The sequence below is a fragment of the Streptomyces sp. NBC_00252 genome, from assembly GCF_036187565.1.
Classification (GTDB): Bacteria; Actinomycetota; Actinomycetes; order Streptomycetales; family Streptomycetaceae; genus Streptomyces.
Genome location: NZ_CP108087.1, coordinates 9,193,134 through 9,214,241, shown reverse-complemented (window position 1 = coordinate 9,214,241; position 21,108 = coordinate 9,193,134). Strand labels below are relative to the sequence as shown.

Annotated in this window: 19 protein-coding genes; 8 read left to right on the top strand and 11 right to left on the bottom strand. The window is 70.7% G+C overall.

Going from position 1 to position 21,108, the window contains the following annotated elements; all coding sequences use genetic code 11:
- Positions 1–73: 73 nt before the first annotated feature.
- The gene (locus OHT77_RS41005; protein ID WP_328833428.1) at positions 74–337 is read left to right on the top strand and encodes a GlsB/YeaQ/YmgE family stress response membrane protein; all 264 of its coding nucleotides are present in this window, start codon (positions 74–76) and stop codon (positions 335–337) included.
- A 210-nt stretch (positions 338–547) separates the two neighbouring features.
- On the opposite strand, the gene OHT77_RS41000 is transcribed toward OHT77_RS41005, so the two are convergent.
- From OHT77_RS41000 to OHT77_RS40990, 3 genes are read right to left on the bottom strand one after another with little or no spacing between them, the layout of a single operon-like run.
- Entirely contained in the window at positions 548–1,477 is a 930-nt protein-coding gene (locus OHT77_RS41000) for an NAD-dependent epimerase/dehydratase family protein (RefSeq protein ID WP_328833427.1), read from the bottom strand.
- A gap of 57 nt (positions 1,478–1,534) precedes the next feature.
- A complete protein-coding gene (locus OHT77_RS40995; RefSeq protein ID WP_328833426.1) occupies positions 1,535–2,311 on the bottom strand; it encodes a GNAT family N-acetyltransferase in 777 nt (258 codons plus the stop codon).
- Positions 2,312–2,351: 40 nt separating this feature from the next.
- Positions 2,352–2,735 (bottom strand): MerR family transcriptional regulator, encoded by a 384-nt coding sequence (locus OHT77_RS40990; RefSeq protein ID WP_328833425.1) that lies wholly within the window; start codon positions 2,733–2,735, stop codon positions 2,352–2,354.
- Between the two features lie 85 nt (positions 2,736–2,820).
- On the opposite strand from OHT77_RS40990, the gene OHT77_RS40985 reads away from it, so the two are divergent.
- Positions 2,821–4,056 carry an MFS transporter gene (locus tag OHT77_RS40985; RefSeq protein ID WP_328833424.1) on the top strand — a complete coding sequence of 412 codons (1,236 nt, stop codon included), beginning with the start codon at positions 2,821–2,823 and terminating at the stop codon, positions 4,054–4,056.
- Here OHT77_RS40985 and OHT77_RS40980 read toward each other — a convergent pair.
- Entirely contained in the window at positions 4,053–4,820 is a 768-nt protein-coding gene (locus tag OHT77_RS40980) for a crotonase/enoyl-CoA hydratase family protein (RefSeq protein ID WP_328833423.1), read from the bottom strand. The two genes, OHT77_RS40985 and OHT77_RS40980, sit on opposite strands and share 4 nt — an antisense overlap.
- A 131-nt stretch (positions 4,821–4,951) precedes the next feature.
- On the opposite strand from OHT77_RS40980, the gene OHT77_RS40975 reads away from it, so the two are divergent.
- A complete protein-coding gene (locus OHT77_RS40975) occupies positions 4,952–6,286 on the top strand; it encodes an aminotransferase-like domain-containing protein (RefSeq protein WP_328833422.1) in 1,335 nt (444 codons plus the stop codon).
- Positions 6,287–6,363: 77 nt separating this feature from the next.
- Here the strand turns inward: OHT77_RS40975 and OHT77_RS40970 are convergent, their stop codons facing one another.
- Positions 6,364–7,158: an SDR family NAD(P)-dependent oxidoreductase gene (locus OHT77_RS40970; RefSeq protein ID WP_328833421.1), complete on the bottom strand. Its 795-nt coding sequence runs from the start codon at positions 7,156–7,158 to the stop codon at positions 6,364–6,366.
- 57 nt (positions 7,159–7,215) lie between these two features.
- Here OHT77_RS40970 and OHT77_RS40965 point away from each other — a divergent pair, with 57 nt between their 5' ends.
- A complete protein-coding gene (locus OHT77_RS40965) occupies positions 7,216–7,665 on the top strand; it encodes a MarR family winged helix-turn-helix transcriptional regulator (RefSeq protein ID WP_328833420.1) in 450 nt (149 codons plus the stop codon).
- Positions 7,666–7,852: 187 nt separating this feature from the next.
- On the opposite strand, the gene OHT77_RS40960 is transcribed toward OHT77_RS40965, so the two are convergent.
- Positions 7,853–8,752, bottom strand: a complete 900-nt coding sequence (locus tag OHT77_RS40960; protein WP_328833419.1) for an SDR family oxidoreductase — start codon at positions 8,750–8,752, stop codon at positions 7,853–7,855.
- A gap of 174 nt (positions 8,753–8,926) precedes the next feature.
- Between OHT77_RS40960 and OHT77_RS40955 the strand changes: the two genes are divergently transcribed.
- Complete coding sequence (locus tag OHT77_RS40955) at positions 8,927–9,856, top strand: LysR substrate-binding domain-containing protein (protein WP_328833418.1); 930 nt, start codon at positions 8,927–8,929, stop codon at positions 9,854–9,856.
- Between the two features lie 91 nt (positions 9,857–9,947).
- Here the strand turns inward: OHT77_RS40955 and OHT77_RS40950 are convergent, their stop codons facing one another.
- Positions 9,948–10,637: a chaplin gene (locus OHT77_RS40950; RefSeq protein WP_328833417.1), complete on the bottom strand. Its 690-nt coding sequence runs from the start codon at positions 10,635–10,637 to the stop codon at positions 9,948–9,950.
- A gap of 317 nt (positions 10,638–10,954) precedes the next feature.
- Here OHT77_RS40950 and OHT77_RS40945 point away from each other — a divergent pair, with 317 nt between their 5' ends.
- A complete protein-coding gene (locus OHT77_RS40945) occupies positions 10,955–12,541 on the top strand; it encodes an alpha/beta hydrolase (protein WP_328833416.1) in 1,587 nt (528 codons plus the stop codon).
- A 2-nt stretch (positions 12,542–12,543) separates the two neighbouring features.
- On the opposite strand, the gene asnB is transcribed toward OHT77_RS40945, so the two are convergent.
- Both asnB and OHT77_RS40935 read right to left on the bottom strand, forming a co-directional pair.
- Positions 12,544–14,385 carry an asparagine synthase (glutamine-hydrolyzing) gene (gene asnB, locus OHT77_RS40940; protein WP_328833415.1) on the bottom strand — a complete coding sequence of 614 codons (1,842 nt, stop codon included), beginning with the start codon at positions 14,383–14,385 and terminating at the stop codon, positions 12,544–12,546.
- Positions 14,386–14,675: 290 nt separating this feature from the next.
- Entirely contained in the window at positions 14,676–15,938 is a 1,263-nt protein-coding gene (locus OHT77_RS40935; RefSeq protein ID WP_328833414.1) for an arginine deiminase, read from the bottom strand.
- Between the two features lie 153 nt (positions 15,939–16,091).
- Between OHT77_RS40935 and OHT77_RS40930 the strand changes: the two genes are divergently transcribed.
- Together OHT77_RS40930 and OHT77_RS40925 are read left to right on the top strand one after the other, a co-directional pair.
- A complete protein-coding gene (locus tag OHT77_RS40930; RefSeq protein WP_328833413.1) occupies positions 16,092–17,192 on the top strand; it encodes a baeRF3 domain-containing protein in 1,101 nt (366 codons plus the stop codon).
- A 114-nt stretch (positions 17,193–17,306) separates the two neighbouring features.
- Entirely contained in the window at positions 17,307–18,332 is a 1,026-nt protein-coding gene (locus tag OHT77_RS40925; protein WP_328833412.1) for a Gfo/Idh/MocA family protein, read from the top strand.
- Here OHT77_RS40925 and OHT77_RS40920 read toward each other — a convergent pair.
- Positions 18,322–20,352, bottom strand: a complete 2,031-nt coding sequence (locus tag OHT77_RS40920; protein ID WP_328833411.1) for a phosphocholine-specific phospholipase C — start codon at positions 20,350–20,352, stop codon at positions 18,322–18,324. The two genes, OHT77_RS40925 and OHT77_RS40920, sit on opposite strands and share 11 nt — an antisense overlap.
- 140 nt (positions 20,353–20,492) lie before the next feature.
- A complete protein-coding gene (locus tag OHT77_RS40915) occupies positions 20,493–20,906 on the bottom strand; it encodes an SsgA family sporulation/cell division regulator (protein WP_328833410.1) in 414 nt (137 codons plus the stop codon).
- Positions 20,907–21,108 lie beyond the last annotated feature (202 nt).

Here is a 21,108-nt window from a genome sequence, read left to right as displayed (position 1 = left end):
AAAGTCGGTCGGACTGCCTTGGCGCGCAGCGGGCACATGAAGAGAGCGGGGATATCGACAAAGAGGGGCGGAGATGGAGATCTCGGGCATCATCAGTGCCATCATCATCGGCATCATCATTGGCGTGTTGGGACGGCTCGTCGTTCCGGGCCGCCAGCACATCGGCGTCCTGCTGACGATCGTGGTCGGCATCGTGGCCGCGTTGATCGGCGCGGCGATCGCATCGGGCCTCGGGGTCGCCGACACCAAGGGCGTCGACTGGATCGAGTGGCTCATCCAGATCGGCCTGGCGGCGGTGGGCATCGCCGCGCTGGACCGGTCGAGGGCGCGCCGCTGAGCGCTGGTCGGGCAGTGCCGCGGATGAGACCGGGCGAAGGGCCGCTGGTGCGGGCCTGTCGCCCGGTTCCCCTCGTTCCGCACTCCTGACGGGCGCCCCTTGTCACCAGGCACCCTCCCGCTCGTCGATGCGAAGTCCGGCCCGCCGAGCCGCGGGCCGGCTTCCGTGCGTCTGCCCTGCGTGCGCCACGGAGGGCAGACGCATCCGTGCTCACCGCGCGGCGTGCAGTGCGGCAAGCCCCTCACTGCTCGACAAGTACACCGGGGTCCAGCCCAGTTCCCGTTCCGCCTTCGCGCTGGACACCCGCAGGTTGCAGGTCATCATCGTGTGGGCGTACGACATCGGGCGAACTGCCCACAGCGGTACGGCCATGGGCTTCGGGAGGCCGAACTCCTCCGCCACGCACAGGAGATGGGCGCGGAAGCCGAGGGGCGTGCGGTCGGCGATGTTGTACGCCTCACCCGGGCGGCCGCGTTCGACGGCGGCGGCCACCGCGCGGGCCGCGTCGGTGAGTTCGACCCAGGGCAGGACCCGGCCGTCGTCGTCTGGGGTGGGGAGCCGGCGCCCGCGCAGCATGGGGAGGAGGGCGTCGGTGCCGCCGGGACCGTAGAGGAGACCGAAGCGGAGGGCGATGCCTTCCACGTCCTTTGCCTCGAAGGTGAGTTGCTCCTTGTCACGCATTCCCGCGAGGTGCTCCTCCAGTTGCGGAGTGGTGCCGCGCGGGCCGAAGGGGTCGTCCTCGGTGAGGGTGCGGGAGCCGAAGTCCCCGTAGCCGTAGCCGAAGACGATCGACTCGACGATGAAGCGGCGGGCGCCCGTGGCGCGCGCCGCCTCGATGAGGTGGGCGGTTCCTTCGATGCGCAGGGCATCGGTGGCACGCATGTCGCGGTGGCGCATGGGTGCCTTGCGCAGGGCGGTCGCCGCGTGGATCACCGTGTCGAAGTGGTGTCCGTCGACCGCGCGCAGCAGTGCGTCACGGTCCATGAGGTCGGCGCGGATGCCGTTGCCCGGCCCGCGGCCGAGGCCGGTGACCTTGTGACCGGCATCGGTCAGGGCCTGGGCGACATGGCCGCCCAGGACGCCGCTCCCACCGGCGAGGAGGATCTCCTGATGGCTGGGACTGCTCTCGTTCGTCGTCATGCCCATGAGACGCATCGAGCCGACGCGGATGTGACATCCGCGCACCGACCCCCTGCTCTACGGCTCGTAGACGTACGGCGTCGTCGTGGTCAGCGGGGCGAGGCCGAGGCGTTCGAGGATGGGACGGCTCTGGTCGGAGGCGTCGACCTGGACGTAGCGGTAGCCGTGATCCGCGGCGATACGGGCGCGGTGGGCGACCAGGGCGCGGTAGATGCCGCGGCCCCGCCAGGCCTCGACCGTGCCACCGCCCCACAGACCGGCGAAGCGGGTACCGGGGACGAGTTCCATGCGCGCCGCGCTCACCGGTTCGTCACCGGCCAGGGCGACGACGGCCACAACCGTGTCGGGATCGGCGGCCAGTTGGTCGAGCAGCCGGGCGCGCAGCCGGGAGCTGTCCGTGCCGAAGGCCTTCGCGTGGACGTCCGCCACGAGGTCGACACCAGCGGGGTCGGTGGCAGCCAACAGCCGCACACCGTCCGGGAGTTGAGAATCAAGGGCGAGTTCGCTGATCTCCCCGACCATCAGCGTCTCCTGCGGCTCGGGCGTGAACCCCGCCGCCGTCAGCCGCTGTCCGAGATCCGTGGGCAGGTCGTGGCCGTAGAGCTTCCACTCGAAGTCGCGGCCGAGCCCGGTGTAGTACGCGATCTGTTCGGCGATCACCGCGTCGGCGTCCGCGTCGTCCAGGTCCGACCAGAGGACGCCGTTCCACCCGTGCCCGTCGGCGACCTGGCGCACCACTCCCCCGACCCGCTCGACACGGGCGCCGGGGCCGTCAGGACGGGCGCCTTCGCGCACGTCACGGTCGTGGAGGGCGAGTACCGAGGCATGATCCATGCGCTCACTCCACCATCCGGTGGCGGCCCCGGCAACGGGATTACGACCCCTGCGCGGGCACCTCGGGCTGTACCGCCGCCAGATACGCGCTGAGCCGGTCGCGGTTGCGGGCCAGGCAGTCGATGCGGGCCTGGATCCGCTCGATATGGCCGCTGAGCAGGGCGGCCGTCTCCGGAGTCAGACACTCCGCGGGGACGTGGATCTCCTCGGGCCCGGAGAGATACGGCAGGATCGCGCGGATCATCTCCGTGGTCAGTCCCGAGTCCAGCAGCCCGCGGATCTGCTGGACGTCCCGGACCGCGGGCTCGCCGTAGAAGCGGTAGCCGTTCTCGGTGCGGTCGGGGTGGAGCAGGTCCTGTTCCTCGTAGTAGCGCAGGAGGCGGGTCGGGACGCCGGTACGGCGGGAGAGCTCACCGATCTTCATGCCTGCCTCCGGGGACAGCGTGCGGGGCTCGTTCGCGGGGCGCGCGCTTGCCTTCACACTGATGTGAGGGTTCGACCATGGTCCCATGACCACCGCATCCCCGGCCAAGGGCACAGCCCTGCCCTGGTCCGGGCTCCTCGCCCTGTCCACGGCCGCCTTCACCGCCGTCCTGACGGAACTCCTCCCCGCAGGGCTGCTGCCCCGGATGGCACCGGCGCTCGGCGTCTCCGAGGCGCGGGTCGGCTTCCTCGTCACCGGTTACGCGGTCGCGTCCTTCCTGGCCGCGATCCCGGTCACCGCGGCGCTGCGCGGACTGCCGCGCCGCCCGGTCCTCATCGGCACGCTGCTGGGCTTCGCCTGCGCAGACGCGGTGGTCGCGCTGTCGTCCTCGTACGCCGTCACCTTCGGCGCCCGTCTGCTGGCCGGGGTCATGGGCGGCACGATGTGGGCGATGCTCGCCGGATACGCCGCCCGGATGGTGCCGGCCGAGCGACGAGGCCGGGCCATCGCGGTCGTCCTCGCCGGGATCACCCTGGCCCTCTCCCTGGGCATCCCCGCCGGCACCGCCCTGGCCGACGCGATCGGCTGGCGCCCGGCGTTCGGCACGCTGTCCGGGCTCGCGCTGCTGGTGGTGGTCTGGATACGGCACCGGGTGCCCGCCTTCCCCGGCGAACTCCCCGGCGCACGCGTCCCGTTGAGGCGCGTCGCCGTACTCCCCGGAATCCCGGCCGTCCTGTCGGTCACGCTGTTCCTGCTGCTGGGGCATCAGGTGATGTACACGTACGTCGCCCCGTTCACCGCGCACACCGGCTCCGGCCGTACGGACGTCGTCCTGCTGGTGTTCGGCGCCGCCACGGTCGTCGGCATCTGGGCCACCGGCGCACTCGTGGACCGCTGGGCACGCCCCACCCTGCTCGGCGCACTGACCCTGATCGTGACGGTCATGTGCGTCCTGGCCCTGTTCGCCGACTCCCCTGCCGTCCTACTGACTTCCGTCGCAGCATGGGGAGTTGCCTTCGGCGGCGCCCCCACCCTGATCCAAACCGCCCTCGTCAACGCCTCGGGCCCCCAACACGCCGACGTGGCAACGTCGTTGCAGACCACGGTGTACAACGCGGGTATCGCAGGAGGCTCGTTCACCGGCGGCCTCGCGCTGTCGGGGTGGGGCGCCGGGGCACTGCCGTGGACGGCGTTGCCGTTGGTCGCGATCGCCCTCACCGTCGTATCACTGGACCGTCGCCACAAGCACCCCCAAAGGGGCGCGGGGAGCTGCGCGCCATCGATGAGCAACGGCCCCGACCTCACTGCACCTCACGCCTAGGCCCGTCCCTCGAGGAATCGGCGCAGGCCGGTCCGTACGCCGTCGGTGGGAACGGTGGCGGCGAAACACGCCGCCTCGACCGCCAGGCCCTCATCGATCGGCAGGTTCATGCCGCGGGTGACCGCACGGAGGCAGGCGGCTACGGCCGTCGGTGCGTGCCGGATGATCCGTCCGGCCAGGTCCTTCCCAGCCTCCAGGAGCGCGTCGGCCGGCACGACGGCGTTTACGAGGCCCAGTTCGGCAGCCCGGACGGCCGGGATCTGGTCGCCGGTCAGGATCATCTCCAGTCCGCGCTTGCGGCCGACGTGCCGCGGCAGTCGCTGGGAACCGCCGAAGGGCGGCGGGAACCCGAGGGTGATCTCGGGCTTGGCGAAGGTCGCGTGCTCGGCGGCGATCGCGAGCGGGGCGGCCTCGGTGATCTCGCAGCCGCCGCCGTAGGCGAGACCGTTGACCGCGACGATCACCGGCTTGGGGAACTCCTCGATCCGCCGGGTCAGCGTCTGGCCCCGCCGGACGATCTCGCGCAGCGCTCGTTCGGGCCCGCCGGCGATGCTGGCGGCCAGTGAGGGGATGTCCGCGCCTGCGCTGAAGGCCTTGTGCCCGGCGCCGGTCAGGATGACCGCGCGGACGCTGTCGTCGGAGTCGATGAGGTCGAGCTGTGCGAGCAGCGCGTCGATCGTCGGATAGTCCAGGGCGTTGAGCTTCTGTTCCCGGTCGATGGTGATCACGACGACCTGGTTGTCCCGCTCGATGCGTACGGTCATGCCGGTTGCTCCGTTTCGCCTGGGTTCGGACCCGTCGAGGCTACGAAGCCAATCCAGGACGATCCATTAATTGTCCTGGATACAATCAAGCCCGTTTCCCATGCCTCTCCACGACGGACAGCAGGTGCCGCATGCGACCGTCCTCGTACAAGGCCGTTGTCCACGAGTTCGCCGCAGCCATCCGATCCGGAGCGATCCCGGCCGGCACCCGCCTCCCGACACACCGCACTCTCGCGCGCGAGCGGCGGATCGCGCTGGCCACGGCCACCCGCGTCTACGCCGAACTCGCCGCCCTGGGCCTGGTGGTCGGGGAGCCGGGCCGGGGCACGTTCGTCCGGGTGCGCTCCGGCTACGACGGTCTGGAACCCTCACGCGCTCTGCCGGTGCCGAGGGTGGCGGACCTCTCGTTCAATCAGCCGCTGGCCCCCGGACAGGGCGACCAGCTGAGGCAGGCCCTACGCACGATGGCGGCCTCGGGAGACGTCGAGGCGCTGTTGCGCCAGCATCCGCCCGGCGGACACCGCCACGACCGGGCGGTCCTGGCCACCTACCTGCTGGAGCGGGGGATCGACACGGTGCCGGACAACGTCCTGCTGACGAGTGGAACCCAGCAGGCGCTCGACATGGTGCTGCGCACGCTCACCTCTCCCGGCGAGGTCCTCGCCGTCGACGCACTCAGCTACCCGGGCATCAAGCTCCTCGCCTCGACACACAGCCTCGACCTTGCCCCCATCCCGGTCACGGCTGCGGGACCGGACCTCGACGCGCTCGATCGGATGTGCCGCGCCCGGCCCGTCCGCGCGATCTACACCATCCCCACCATGCACAACCCGCTCGGCTGGGTGCTCGACCGGGAGCAACGCGAGCGGCTGGCCACCCTCGCCCGCTCACACAACTGCCTGATCATCGAGGACGGAACCTACGCCTTTCTCGAACCCTCACCGCCACCACCGCTCCAAGCCCTCGCGCCCGAACGCACCTGCTACGTCGCCGGCCTGTCCAAGAACGTGGCACCCGGCCTGCGCTTCGCCTTCGCCGTGGTGCCCGACCGCCATCTGGAAGCAGCCACGAGCAGCCTCCGTGCCGCGGCCTGGGGAGCCCCGGGAGTCGTTACCGCCCTCGCCACCAGCTGGATCATCGACGGAACGGTCGCACGCCTGGAGAAAGACCGCCGCGAGGACGCGGCCGCCCGACAGGACATCGCCCGCGCTGCCCTCGCCGGTCTGGACATCACGGCACACCCTGTCTCCTACACCGTGTGGCTCGCTCTGCAGCCGCATCAGCGCACCGATCATGCTGCTGCCGTTCTCGCGGAACAGGGGATCCTCGTGTCCACCGCGGACGCCTTCGCCACCGGACCCACCGTCCCCCGCGCCCTCCGCCTGGCACTCGCCACACCGCCCCGGGACGTGCTCGGAGCCGCCTTGCGCAGCGTGAGGGACACGCTCGACGCCATTCCCCCATGACGTGACCGCGGCGTCGCAACCCAGGTCCCGGGTGAGACCGCAGCACGGCCACCTGGTCCGGCGGCGGTGGGGTGCGGTCAGTGGGGCTTTTCCACGCTGCCGTCCGGTCGGTAGAGCGGGACGGCGAAGCGGGTTGAGGCCGCTTCGAAGGCGCGGTTCTCGGCGGCGAGGCGTTCGATGAAGTCCGGCTGCGCGGTCGGGCCGAAGCCGACCTCGGGACGCGAGCCGTCAAGGAGCGGGAAGACGGTGTCGCAGAACTCCTCCGGATCGGCGCCGTGGTTGGGGCCGGGTCCGGCCAGCTGGGTGGCCACGGCCGGCGGGATCAGCTCCACCACCCGGCACGGCGTGGCCCCCAACGCGTGGCGCAGGTTCACGGTGTAGCTGTGCAGCGCCGCCTTGGCCGCGCTGTAGAGCGGCGCGAAGGGCATGGGCTGGAAGGCACCGCCAGAGGTGACGTTGACGTACACGCTCGGGCGGCCATGCCGCAGAAGCTGCGGGGTGAGGAGCCGGGCAAGGTGGACCGGTCCGGCGAGCAGGATGTCGAGCTCGTTCTGCGCCTCGGCCCACGGAGCGTCGTCCGCCGCGATGCCCACGCGCCGCTGGATTCCGGCGTTGCTGATCACGACGTCGAGGTCTGGCATGACGTGCTGTGCGTGCGCGGCCAACTCCTCACGTCCGCGTGCGCTGCCGATGTCGCTGACGAAGGTCTCCAGGCCGGGCAGTTCCTCGGCAGCGGCGGCCAGCCTCTGGGGGCTGCGCCCGGTGACCATGACGCGGTGTCCGGCTTTCAGGTACCGAACGGCCAGGCCGAGGCCGATTCCGGCGCTGCCGCCGGTGATGAGTACTGTGCGACTGCTCTCGCTTGTTGCCATGTAAACAGCATGCATCTCGGATGTTTACATGGCAACCCGGCAGCGTACGGTGAGCACATGACCTCCCCTCCGCTGGACGACTCCGAGATGGCGCGCTGGATCGCCTGGAAGCAGGCCAACGACGCCGTAGCCGCAGCCGTGGCGCGTGAGATCCTCGACGCGTCCGCCCTGTCCGTGCCCGACTTCTCGGTCCTGTCGCGCGTGATCGAGAACGGCGCCGGCCGCATGCCCCAGCAGAAACTGGGACTCATGCTCGGCTGGCAGCGGGCAAGGCTCTCGCGCCAGCTGTCGCGCATGGCCGACCGCGGGCTGCTGACCCGCGAGGACGGCCCCGCCGGGCGCCGCGTCATCGTCGCCACCGACGCCGGCCGCGACGCCCTGGCCACCGCCCGGCCCGCTCACGCACGCGCCGTCCGCCGCGCCCTTCTCGCCCCCGCCGCAGGAGACCGGACAACGTTCTGGACCGCGGTCCAGGCCATCGCCGATCCCACCGAGCACAGCATGTGATCAGGACAGGACACCAGCAGCAAGTCTTTGACCGCTCCAGGTCGGGGAGCGCCGAGGTGCGGTCGAACTCAACGCACCGCCATGTCCCGGCCCTGAAGCGGCGGTTGAGGGGCCAGTCGGCACCCGACTGCGCGGCCAGCCCTCACCGCCCCGCGGACAGCCAACCGTCCGCACCGCCCCCGACTTCCTACAACTCCCCGAAGTAGTACGCCGCTTCGAGATCGCCCAGCAATCCCACCTCCACCGGCTCCCACCCCGTCTGCTTCCGCGTGAGCTCGCTGGAGGCAGGGCAGTCCAGCGAGGCGACAAGCCCGAGAAAGCCAAAGTGCTCGACCGCCTGGTCCGCAGGCACGCTCCCGGTCGGCACACCGAGCCGTCGCCCGATGACCTCCGCGATGGACCGCAACGACAGCCCCTCGTCACCGACCGCGTGGTACTGGGACCCCGCCGGCGCGGACTCCAGCGCCCACCGATACAACCGCGCCGCATCAAGCCGGTGCACGGCGGGCCACCGCGCACTCCCGTCACCGACGTACGCCGAAACCCCCTTCTCCCGTGCGGTGGCGATGAGTTGAGGCACGAATCCTTGGTCCCCCGTCCCGTGCACGGACCGCGGCAGCCGCACAACAGACGACCGCACCCCCCGCTCCGCCAACGCGACCGCCGCGAGCTCGGACGGCTGCCGAGTCGCCGCGAAGGACCCGGGATCGACCTGGTCCTCCTCCGTCGCCACCTTCCCGTCGGGCAGTCCGGGCGTCCCGGAGGTGACGACGAAGGGCTTGTCGGTGCCCGCGAGCGCCTCGCCGATGGTCTCGATGGCGCGCAGATCGGTGGCGCAGTTGGCGGCGAAGTCGGAGAAGTCGTGGATGAACGCCAGATGGCAGACCCCGTCCGCCGCCTCGGCGCCCGCACGCAGACTGTCGAGGTCGTCGAGCGATCCCCGGTGCACGGCGGCCCCGGCCGCGGTCAGCGCCTCGGCGGACGCGTCCGAGCGGGCGAGTCCGGTGACCGTGTGCCCGGCGTCGAGCAGTTCACGGACCACGGCGGACCCGATGAAGCCGCTGGCGCCGGTGACGAAAACACGCATGGTGCGTTCCTTCGAAGAGGTTGGAGTGGAGCTGCGATGTGTTTCCATCGTGGGCACGGCACGGGCTCCGGGTCCAAAGCCTGTTACGCATGACGCAATACGTTTCAGGCATCACAGCAGCTCAAGGCCCCTATCCAAGGAGAAGACCCACGCGCACCGCAGTACACTCCAGGCATGACGGACCTCCCTCCCGCCCCCGACCTCGAACTGCGTCTCGTGCGGTACTTCATCACCGTCGCCGAGCAGCGGCACTTCGGCCGTGCCGCCGAGGCACTGCACATCACCCAGCCGTCGCTCAGTCGTCAAGTACGGCGCCTGGAGGACCAGTTGGGGGCCCGCCTGCTGGACCGTACCCCGCAGGGCACCCGGCTCACCGAGGCCGGGGAGGTCTTCCTGCCGCGCGCGAAGGCGCTGTTGCGCTCCACCGCGCAGGCTGCCGCCGAGACCCGCGCCGCTGCGCAGCCCGGCCGCCTCACCGTCGGCTACATGGCGAACCTCTTCGTCACCCCGGCGGTGCGCGACGTACGGCGCAGACATCCGGACGCCGATGTGCAGGTCGTACATCTCACCTACGACGACGTGCGGTCGGCGCTGCTCGACCGGCGGGTCGACGTGGTGGTGGCCCGACTGCCGTTCCCTACGGGTCAGTTGGACGTCACGATCCTCTACGACGAGCCGCGCTTCCTGCTCGTCCCGCTCGACCACCGCCTCGCCGGCAAGGAGTCGGTGACCCTGGACGACATCGCCGACGAGCCTCTTCCCCGGATGCCCGGCGCGGATCCGGCGTGGTCTGCTTTCTGGCGCATCGACCCCCGGCCGGACGGCCGCCCGGCACCCGGCGGTCCGGTCGTCCGGGCGCTGGAGGACAAGTTCGAGTTCGTGGCCGACGGACAGGCCGTGGCGATCGTGGCGGGTCTCCGGCCCGGCCAGACGGTCCGCCCCGACATCACGGCGATCCCGCTCCACGGCGTGGAGCCCAGCCATGTCGCCCTCGCGACCCGCGCCGGCGAGCACCACCGCCTGCTGACCGCGTTCCGGAAGTCCGCCCGCGCACTGCTCACGGCTCCGTCGGAACCGTCCGATGAACTCCTCGGCGGCTCTTAGGAGTTGACGCCTCCGCCCTCCCCCGGGGACGACGGAGGCCCCACCGGTCGCGTACCCGGTGGGGCCTTCCGTCCTGGTGCGGGTGCTGAGGTCAGCGTCCCGCCCTGGGGCGGTAGCGCCGGTAGAGGGCGGCGCCGCCCAAGAGGAGAGCCGCGCTCGCGGCGGCAGCCGGGATGGTGCCGTCGGCGCCCGTGTGGGCGAGGGACGCCTCGGCTACGGGCTGGGCGGGGTGTCCCCTCACCTCCGTCATCGCCTCCGGGCCGGGGTGCGGCTTCGCCGGCGCGGGCGGCGCGGGCGGCGCGGGCGGCGCGGGGGTCGGCGGCGCGAGGTGGTGGGGGTGGTCGCCCGAGGTGTTCTCGGAGTGGTTGCCCACGCTCGGGTTGCCGACGCCGACCACGCTCACGGAATTGCCGCTGAGGTTGACGGGGAGGTGGATCGGGAGTTGCACCCCGTTGCCGGAGAGCAGACCCGGCGAATCCTTTTCGCCGCCCTGTGCGACGGCACCGCCGTGCGTCTCACCTGTGTTCCTGCCGCCGCTCCTGTGGACGCCCGCGGATTTCGCTCCGCTGTCATTGGCGCAGCTGTTCCCCGCGGCGGGGTTGAGGAGTCCCACCACGTTCACGGTGTTCCCGCACACGTTCACCGGTACGTGCACCGGGAGCTGAATGGTGTTGCCGGAGATCGCCCCGGGCGAACCGACCGCGGCGCCGTCCGCACCGGAGTCCGCGAACGCCGGCATCGCCGCGGCCAGCGCACCGGATGCGGCGGCGACGGCGATCACACCGTTTCGGGTAACCCGTTTCATAGGTTCCCTGCCTTCCAGAGATGTAGCGGGCACACACCCGCACCGGATAAAACGCGGGCGCACCATGCGGGTTATGGCTTGTCCTCCTTTCACCCCATCGGGCGTCGCGGTTATCGAACTACTCGTAACGATTACTGATCAGTCGAAAACCATTAGTCGGAAAACCGCTTAGGACTATGGAAGGAGCGCAGAATACGGCACCGTTCGCCACCCCGCTCGCCGGGAGGCGGGGCCCGTGTGGCGCCCTTATCGTGATCGAAGGCGCTGGTCACGGCGCGTTCTTGGAGGCATTGATGCTGGCCAAGCTGTCAACGCGGCCCGCGTTCCGGCGCCGCGCGTTCACCGGGGTCCTCACGCTGGCGCTGCTCGGCGCGGGGGTGCCCGCGCTCGCCACGGCCGACGACCGGCCGCAGCCCGACCTGTCCCGGTTCTACCGGCAGAAGGTGAAGTGGGCCGCGTGCAAGGACATGGACGCGCCCAAGGATCTGCAGTGCGGGAAGGTCACGGTCCCGCTCGACTACGCGAAGCCCGGCGCGCGCACGCTGGACCTCGCGCTGGCCCGGTACCGCGCGACCGGCAAGTCGCGGGGTTCCGTGCTGCTGAACTTCGGCGGTCCCGGTGGCGCGGGCGTGAGTGAACTCGCCTCGGACGGCAAGGAGTTCATGGATCTGACGAACGGCTACGACGTCGTCACCTTCGATCCGCGCGGCGTCGGCCAGTCCTCGCCGGTGAGTTGCGGCGCGGGTACCGAGGAGGGCTCGACCGCGGCCGAGGAGGACCCCTCGGACAGCAGTGACCCGAAGGTCGTCCTGCGGCAGCTGCGGAAGGCGGCGGCGACCTGCGCCAAGTACTCCGGCCCCGTCCTGCCGCACATCGGCACGGTCAACGCCTCCCGGGACCTGGACGTGATGCGCCAGGCCCTCGGCGACAAGAAGCTCAACTACCTCGGCTTCTCGTACGGGACGCGGCTCGGCGCGGTGTACGCGGCCCAATTCCCCGAGAAGGTCGGCCGGTTGGTGCTCGACGGCGTCGACACCCTCACCGAACCGCTGTCCGAGCAGGGCGTCGCGGGCGCCCAGGGACAGCAGACGGCGCTGGAGGACTTCCTCGACTGGTGCGTGCAGGACATCGCCTGCCCCTTCGGGACGGACGCGCGCGAGGCGCCGGACAAGGCCGTCCAGTTGGTCCGCTCCCTCGACAAGGACCCGGTGCAGACCGACTTCGGCGACACGTTCTCCGGCCAGGACCTGGTCGGCTCCATCAGCCAGGCGCTGTACAGCAGGCAGTTGTGGCCGGCGCTGGAGCGGGCCATCGCCTCCCTGGTGGAGGACGGTGACACGCGGGCCGTCATGGGGTTCTCCTCCGGCGGCACCGGTGTCCCCCGGCTCGGCGGCAGCGGCGGGATCACCGACGCGCAGGACGTCCCGCTCGACAACCTCCCGGCCGCCCTGATGGCCGTCAACTGCGCCGACGACCCCGACCGCCCCACCGCCGACCAGATCACCAAGCACCTGGACGCGCTGCGCGCCCAGTACGAGGAGGCGTCACCGGTCTTCGGCCGCTACCGGCTCACCGAAGTGCTGATGTGCTACGGCCGCCCCAAGGGCACCGACTACATCCGCGACGACGTCAAGGACGTGGACACGTCGAAGATGCTGCTCGTCGGCACCCGGGGCGACCCGGCGACGCCGTACCGCTGGACCGTGGAGACGGCCCAGCGGCTGGGGTCCTCGGCCGTGGTCCTCGACAACAAGGGCGAGGGCCACACCGGTTACGCGTCCTCGAAGTGCGTGCACGGCAAGGTCGACGACTTCCTGCTCTACGGTTCCCTGCCGCCCAGCGGGAGTTCGTGCCCGCCGGACACCGTGCCCGCGCCCTGAGGTCAGGCGAGGGAGATCTCGGGCTTGTAGAGGTCCATCCAGAGCGCCAGGTCGAGGGCGCGTTCCAGGCCGCGGCGCCCCGCCTGGGTGACGATGGGGGTGTCGCGGTGGGCGGCCTGGCGGAGCCTCTCGCGGTCGACGAGGTCGAAGACCGGGTGGGAGGGCCGGGCGAGGAGGTCCTTGGCGTGGTCCTGGAGGGCGACCGCGTACTTCGGGTCCTGGGTGGACGGGTAAGGGCTCTTGACCCGGTCGTAGACGGACTGCGGGAGGACGTCCGCGGTGGCCTCCCTGAGCAGGGTCTTCTCGCGGCCGTCGTAGGACTTGAGGGCCCAGGGGGTGTTGAAGACGTACTCGACGAGCCGGTGGTCGCAGAACGGGACGCGGACCTCCAGGCCGACGGCCATGCTCGCGCGGTCCTTGCGGTCCAGGAGGATGCGGACGAAGCGGGAGAGGTGGAGGTGGCAGATGCGCCGCATGCGGTACTCGAAGTCGCTCTCCCCGTCCAGGCGTTGGATGCCCGCGACGGCGGTGCGGTAGCCGTCCGCGATGTACGCCTGGGTGTCGAGGGCCTTGGTCAGGTCGGGGCGCAGGACGTCGGAGTCGTCGCCGAAGTGCTGGCCGAAGCGGACCAGCCAGGGGAAGGTGTCGGCGCGCCGGGCCTCCTCGTCGAAGAACTGGAGGTAGCCGCCGAAGACCTCGTCGGCGGACTCGCCGGACAGGGCGACCGTGGACTGGTCGCGGATGGCGCGGAAGAGCAGGTACAGCGAGGAGTCCATGTCGCCGAAGCCCAGGGGGAGATCGCGGGCGCGGAGCATCTTCGCGCGGACGTCGAGGTCGGCGAGTGCCTGTGCGTCGAGGACGATGTCCTGGTGGTCGGTGCCGGAGGCGCGGGCCACGTCGTGGACGTAGGGGGTGTCGGGGGTGCCGCGCAGTTCGTCGGCGACGAAGTTCTCGTTCTGGCCCACGAAGTCGACGGCGAAGCTGCGCACCTTCTCGCCGTGCTCGGCGAGTTGGCGGGCGGCGATCGCGGTCATGGCGGAGGAGTCGAGGCCGCCGGAGAGCAGGGTGCAGCGCGGTACGTCGGCGACGAGCTGGCGGCGGACGATGTCGTCGAGGAGCGTGCGGACGTGGGCGACGGTGGCGTCGCGGTCGTCGGTGTGCGGGCGGGTCTCCAACTGCCAGTAGACGCGCCGCCGTAGACCGGATCGGTCGACGGTGACGACGGTGCCGGGCTCGACCTCGCGCATGCCGTCCCAGATGGCGTGTCCGGGGGTCTTGATCATGGTGAAGAGTTCGCGCAGTCCGTCCAGGGTGACCTTGGGGCGGGCCAGCGGGTTGGCGAGGATCGCCTTCGGTTCGGAGCCGAACAGGACGCCGTCCGAGGTCGGGTGGTAGTAGAAGGGCTTGATGCCCATCCGGTCGCGGATCATGACGAGTTGGTCGCGGCGGCTGTCCCAGATCGCGAAGGCGTACATGCCGTTGAGGCGTTCGGCGACGCCGTCGCCCCATTCGAGGTAGCCGCGCAGGACGACCTCGGTGTCGGAGTCGGTGGTGAACCGGTGTCCCCTGTCGGCGAGTTCGCGGCGGAGCTCGGTGAAGTTGTAGGCCTCCCCCGAGTAGACGAGCGCGACCGTGCCGTCCGCCGTGTCGGCGGTCATCGGCTGACGTCCGCCGGGCAGGTCGATGATCGCGAGCCGGCGGTGTCCGAGGGCGGCGGGACCCTGAACCCAGGTGCCTCGGTCGTCCGGGCCGCGGCAGGCCATCGTCTCCGTCATTGCATCCAATGTCGCGGCCTCGGAGCGCAGTTCACGGTCGAAGGAGACCCAGCCGGTGATGCCGCACATGCGTTACCTCCTGCGTTCGGTCCGCCGGAAACGGGGGTGTTCACCTGCGTGTTCCCGCACGCCCGACCCGCATCCGCCGAACCAGTTGTATCCAGCACCTATATGACGAGCGTGTGTCACACCCACCGGGCCGGTCAACACGCCCGTAACCTGAACGGCCGCCCCGACCCCCGGTTTTGAGCCGCGCTTTGCGCACCCGAGATCCACGGAACGGGGCCCCACCGGGCCGCGCTCGTCAGGAATCGGCCATGGGCAAAGAGTTGCTCAACATCCCGTCGCCGCCGCGAACGTCAGAACTCCACCGGGTCCCGGACGATCGGGCAGGTCATGCAGTGGCCGCCGCCCCGGCCGCGCCCGAGTTCGGCGCCGACGATCGTGATGACCTCGACGCCCGCTCTGCGCAGCAGGGCGTTGGTCTGGGTGTTGCGGTCGTAGGTGAAGACCACGCCCGGTTCCAGCGCGACCGCGTTGTTGCCGCTGTCCCACTGCTGGCGCTCGGAGGCGTAGTCGTCGCCGCCCGTCTCCACGATCCGCAGCGCGGGCAGGCCGAGCGCCTTGGCGACGACGTCGGTGAACGGCGCCTGTCCCTCGTCGACGATGTCGATGCCGGGGGCCCTGTCGCCGGGGCGCAGGGAGAAGGTGTGGACCGCGTCCATGATGGCCGGGTAGAGGGTCACCAGGTCGCGGTCGGCGAAGGTGAAGACGGTGTCGAGGTGCATCGCGGAGCGCAGCCTCGGCATCCCGGCGACGACGACGTGCTCGGCGGCGCCCAACTCGAAGAGGGCTTTGGCGACTTGGGTGATGGCCTGGCGCGAGGTGCGCTCGCTCATGCCCATGAGGACGACGCCGTTGCCGACGGGCATGATGTCGCCGCCCTCGAACGTGGCCTGCCCCCAGTCGAGTTCGGGGTCGCCCCACCAGACGACGGAGCCCGCGAAGTCGGGGTGGAAGGTGTAGACCGCCTTCATCAGGAGGGTCTCGTCGTGCCGGGCGGGCCAGTACAGCGGGTTGAGGGTGAGGCCGCCGTAGAGCCAGCAGGTGGTGTCGCGGGTGTAGAGGGTGTTGGGCAGCGGCGGCATCAGGTATTCGCGCACGCCGGTCGACTCGCGGACGAGGGCCATGTGGTCGGTGCGGTACTCGTCCGGGAGGTCGGTGGTGGCGAGGCCGCCGATCAAGTACCGGGCCAGTTCGGCCGGTTCAAGGCTCTCCAGATAGGCGCGGGTCGCGTCGACGATCCCGAGTCCGACCGCGTTCGCGACGATCTTCCGGTCCAGGAGCCAGTCCTTGGCGGCGGGGATCGTCATGGTCTGGGCGAGCAGTTCGTGCAACTCGACGACGTCGACGCCGCGTTCGCGGAGTTCGTTGACGAAGTCGGCGTGGTCGCGCTGGGCGTTCTCGACCCACATCACGTCGTCGAAGAGCAGGTCGTCCGAGTTGGTCGGGGTGAGCCTGCGGTGGGCGAGGCCGGGTGCGCAGACGAGCACCTTGCGCAGCCGGCCGACCTCGGAGTGGACGCCGTACGTGTGCCGGTCCACGGAGTCCTGTCGGGTCACGGTGCACACACCCTTCCGGAGGTCGGAGGACGGAGAACAAGGGGCGTCCTCGGCGGCTCGCGCGACCCGAGGGACGTTAGCAATGAATTGCCCCGTTTGCCTGGCGGGCTTCCCCCATATGCCCCATCCGTGAATCGGCCCTATCGTGCTGTTATGGAGCACGCACTGAGTCCCGCCACCCTCACCGAACTGCGGCGCCCGCGCCCCTACCCCGCGGTCTCCGTGCTCACCCCGACACATCGTCGCGAGCCCGACAACGCCCAGGATCCGGTCCGGCTGCGCAATGTGCTGGCCGAGGCCAAGAAGCAGCTGGAGACCGATCCCGCGGTCCCCCGGGAGCGGCGCATCGACGTCTCCCGGCAGCTCGACCAGGCCCTCGCCGAGGTCGATCTGGCGCACGCCGAGGACGGGCTGGTGATCTTCGCCGCGCCGGGTGAGCACCAGGTGTGGTCCCTCGCCAGGTCCGTGCCGGAGCGTGTGGTGCTCTCGGACACCTTCCTGACCCGCAATCTCGTCTCCGCGCAGGCCTCAGAGCGCCCGTTCTGGGTGCTGTCGCTCGCCGCGGACCGCGTGACGCTGTGGAACGGCGGGGTCGACCGGGTCACCGAGACCCACACCGGCGGCTTCCCGCTGACCCGCGACCACCGGGACAACTTCGACGCCGAGCGCCAGGAGCGGATCGGCGACATCCCGAGCACCTTCCGCGACGAGGACACCCGGCACTTCCTGCGCGAGGCGGACACCGCGATGGGCCGGATCCTGCGCGAGCACCGCCGCCCGCTCTACGTCACCGGCGACCAGGCCGCCCTGTCCGCCTTCGACGAGGTCGGCAGCGCCACCAAGGACGCGGTGCACATCGCGCACGGCGGCCTCGCGCACGGCACACCCGACGCCGTGTGGCAGGCCGTACGGCCGCTGGTCGACGCTGAGGCGCGCAAGAGCACCGTCACCGTGACCCGCGAGCTCGAATCGGCGCGCGGGCGCAAGGAGTTCGCGGCCGGCGTCGACGAGGTCTGGCAGAACGCACGCGAGGGCCGGGTCCGGCTGCTGGCCGTCGAGGAGAACTACCGCGTCACGGTCCGCGACGACCACGGCGACCACCTGGTCCCGGCCGACAGCGGCGACCTCGACGCCCGCGAGGACATCGTGGACGAGATCGTCGAACAGTGCCTGGAGACCGGCGCCGAGGTCCGCTTCGTCCCCGACGGCACCCTGACCGACGCGGAGGGCATCGCGGGCGTACTGCGCTACTGAGCCCTCCGCCCCGTGGAGACCGGCGCACTCCCGAGGCCTCCCCGCACCCCTGAGGCCGCCCCTCCCGTCCGGCGTACGCTACGGCGTGATCGTCGACGGAGAGGGAGTGCGCACGTGGGTGACCTGCTGGGTGTGGCCGTACTGGGTGCGGGACACATGGGAGCCGACCACATACGACGCCTCGATCAGGTGGTGAGTGGCGCCAGGGTCGCCGCCGTGGCCGACCCGGACACGGATCGCGCCAAGGAGGCGGCGGCCGGCCTGGACGCGGTCACGGTGCACGAGGACGCCGTGGCCGCGCTGGACGCTCCCGGGGTCGAGGCGGTACTCATCGCCTCGCCGGGTCCCGCGCACGAGGAGGCGCTGCTCGCGGCCTTCGAGCGCGGCCTTCCGGTGCTGTGCGAGAAGCCCATGGTGCCGGACTCCACCGGCGCGCTGCGCGTGGTGGAGGCGGAGGCACGGCTCGGGCGGCGGCTGGCCCAGATCGGGTTCATGCGGCGCTACGACGCGGAGTACCAGCGTCTCAAGTCCCTGCTGGACGGCGGGCAGTTGGGCCGCCCCCTGATGCTGCACTGCACCCACCGCAATGTGTCGTCGCCGTCGTACTTCACCTCGGCGATGCTCATCGACAGCTCGGTGTCGCACGAGATCGACGCGGCCCGCTGGCTGCTCGGCCAGGAACTCACCGCGGTGACCGTGCTCAGCCCGCGCTCGTCGGCGAACGCCCCCGAGGGCCTGATCGACCCGCAGCTCGTCCTCTTCGAGACCGACGGCGGCGCCCTGGTCGACGTCGAGATCTTCGTCAACAGCGGCTTCGGCTACCAGGTGCGCTGCGAGGCCGTGTGCGAGGCGGGCAGCGCCCGGATCGGCGAGGACCACTCGATGGTCGTCACCACCCGGGGCAGCGCCCACGAGGACGTGCCGCTGGACTACCTCGTCCGGTTCGCGGAGGCCTACGACCGCGAGGTGCAGTCCTGGGTCGACGCCACCCGGCGCGGCCTGGTCACCGGCCCGAGCGTGTGGGACGGCTACGCGTCCTCCGCGATCGCCGAGGCCGGGGTCCGGGCGCTGGAGAGCGGCGGCCGGGTGGCCGTCGAGCTCGCCCCGCGCCCGGAGCTGTACGCCGACGTCAGCCGCTGACGCTCGCCGCGCCCGACTCGAGGTGGCCGGTGAACCGGCGCGACCAGGTCGCGTCGGAGTCGACGGTCACCGTGAAGTCGTACCAACCGCCTTGGTACGCCACGGCGTTGAAGAAGTCCTCCGTGGACGCGCCCGCGGCGACGGTGTAGGTCCACGGTCCGTCGCCGCGGTAGTGGTTGGAGGTGATGGTGAACTTCACCGAGGCGGCTGCCGAGTTGGTCATCCTGAAGTAGATCGCGAGCTTGCCCGTGCCCGGCTCGACGGCGTAACGGGTGCTCACCTCAGCGGACTTGCCCGCTTTCGTCGCGTCGCCCTGGAAGCGGCGCAGGAAGCGGTTGGGGCCGACCATGGTGATGTCGTACTTGCCGCTGCCGTAGCCCGTCCCGATGTTGAAGTAGTCGGAGGCGGTGCCGCCCGGGTCGACCGTGTACTGCCAGGGCGTGGTGTCGCGGTAGGCGTTGGGGTGGATGGAGAGGTGGGCGGCGCTCTTCGCGGCGCCGCCCTGGTTGGTCATGGCGAACCAGGCGAGGATCTTGCCGCTCGTCCCGAACTCCAGGTGATCCAGGTACCCGTTGGGCTGGTACGGCAGCGCGCGGGCGGGCCTGGTGCCGGTCTCCTGGACGGGCAGGGCGTTGTTCGTCGGCACCGGGTTGGGCAGCGGGCCGCAGGTGGAGATGCCGATGACGCTCGTCGCGGGCAGGGACACCGCGCCGTAGACCGGGTTGGCGAAGTCGAAGACGCCGGTCAGGTCGCCGCTGACCTTGCGGCGCCAGGTGCTGATGTTGGCGCAGGCGGCGGGCTTGCCGAACGACGAGGTCCAGGTCTCCAGGAAGCGCAGGACCGACGTGTGCTCGAAGACCTCGGAGGAGACCCAACCGCCGCGGGTCCAGGGCGAGATGACGATCATCGGGACGCGGAAGCCGAAGCCGTAAGGTACGCCGTTGAGGAACTCGCCGTCGGTGCCGGCGGGCGGAGCGGGCGGCGGGACGTGGTCGAAGTAGCCGTCGTTCTCGTCGTAGTTGAGGAACAGGACGGTCGAGTCGAAGACGTCCGGGTCGGCGGCGAGGGCCTGGTAGACGAGGCTGACGAAGTGCGCGCCGTCGCCGGGCGGGGCGTAGGGGTGCTCGGAGAAGGCCTGGTTGGGGACCACCCAGGAGACCTGCGGGAGGGTGCCCGCGAGGACGTCGGCCTTGATGGCGGCGGCGATGTCGTCGGTGGTGGAGCCTGTGGTGGCCGGGACGGAGGACATGCCGCGGTCGTGAAGCGGGCTGCCCGCCGTGGAGTTGGCGAAGTTCTTGAAGTAGGCGCAGCCGTTGTCGCCGTAGTTGTCGGCCGCGTTCTGGTAGACCTTCCAGGTCACTCCGGCGTTCTGCAGGGACTCCGCGTAGGTCTGCCAGGTGAGGCCGGACTCGTCACCGCCGTCGTAGCTGGAGGAGTCGACCTTGCCGCTCCACAGATAGGTGCGGTTGGGGCCGGTCGCGCTGAGCGTGGAGCAGAAGTAGGCGTCGCAGATCGTGTAGTTGTCGGCGAGCGCGTAGTGGAACGGGATGTCCGAGCGGTCCAGATAGCCCAGCGAGCGGACATTGCCCACGCCCGAGACCCAGTTGTCGAGGCGGCCCTTGTTCCATGCCGAGTGCTGCGATGACCAGGAGTGCGGCAGGTCGCCGTTGCACTGGGCGAGGGTCTCGCCGTCATGGCCGCCCGCTGCCGGGGTGGCGCTCAGCTTCCACGGGTACTGCCGGCCACCGCCGTTGGGCTGGTTGAAGACCGGGTAGCCGCCGTTCAGCGTGATGCCGCTGCGGTCGTCGAAGCCGCGGACACCCTTGAGGCGTCCGAAGTAGTGGTCGAAGCTGCGGTTCTCCTGCATCAGGATCACCACGTGCTTCACGTCCGAGATCGTGCCGGTCGCCGCCGTCGCCCGCTGCGCCGCGACCGCCGGCCGTGCGCCGGTGCCCGTCGCCATGCCCGCCGCCACGGTGGCACCGAGCCCCACGAAGCCTCTTCGGCTGATCGGTGTCATACGCCCCGCCCTCGTCACAGGCGTGCCCGAGCGGCACACCGCGCGCAAGGGTGCACGGGGTGATCGCCAAGGTCCATACCCGGACGGTTAGCCGGAGGTGAACAAAAGTCAAAACCGCCTCCGGTGGTGCCGGGGCGGGCTCAGACGATCCCGAACAGGGCGGTCAGGCCCCGGTCGACGACGGCGTCCATGTCCTCCTGCCCGGTGGCGACGACCTCGTAGGTCCGCAGCAGGAAGCGGCGCAGTTCCGGCGTGTGGAAGTGCAGCAGGGCGAGGCCGAACGGCGAGTGGAACTCCAGCACCGTGCGGTCCCGGCCGCACGGCCACAGGTGCACGTCGCCACCGCCGGCCGGCCTGCGCAGCCCCTCCTCCAGCAGCGAGCGGGCGAAGGTCCAGGTGACGCCCTCGCCGTCGAGGGAGACGTCGGGCGGGAAGTCGAGGTGCACGGCCAGCGGGTCCGAGGCGAGGTAGCGGAGCGTGGCGGACACGGGGATCTCGGTGTCGTCCGCCGTGATCAGCCGGGCTCGGGTGGGCTGCTCGAGGGTGATGTCCATGGTCGGTCTCCACTGCCTGTGCGAGGTCGGCCGGATTGCCGTGTGCATGTACGACCTCGCAGGTGCCGTTCGCATTACGCGGAACCCCGAACGAATTGGTGTGACCTGCATCACATGATCGCCGTCGGAGGGGGCCGCCGGTGAATTCGTTTGCGGCGGGACGGACGGCTCCGGTGGGGTGGACCCCATGGACGGGGCCGCG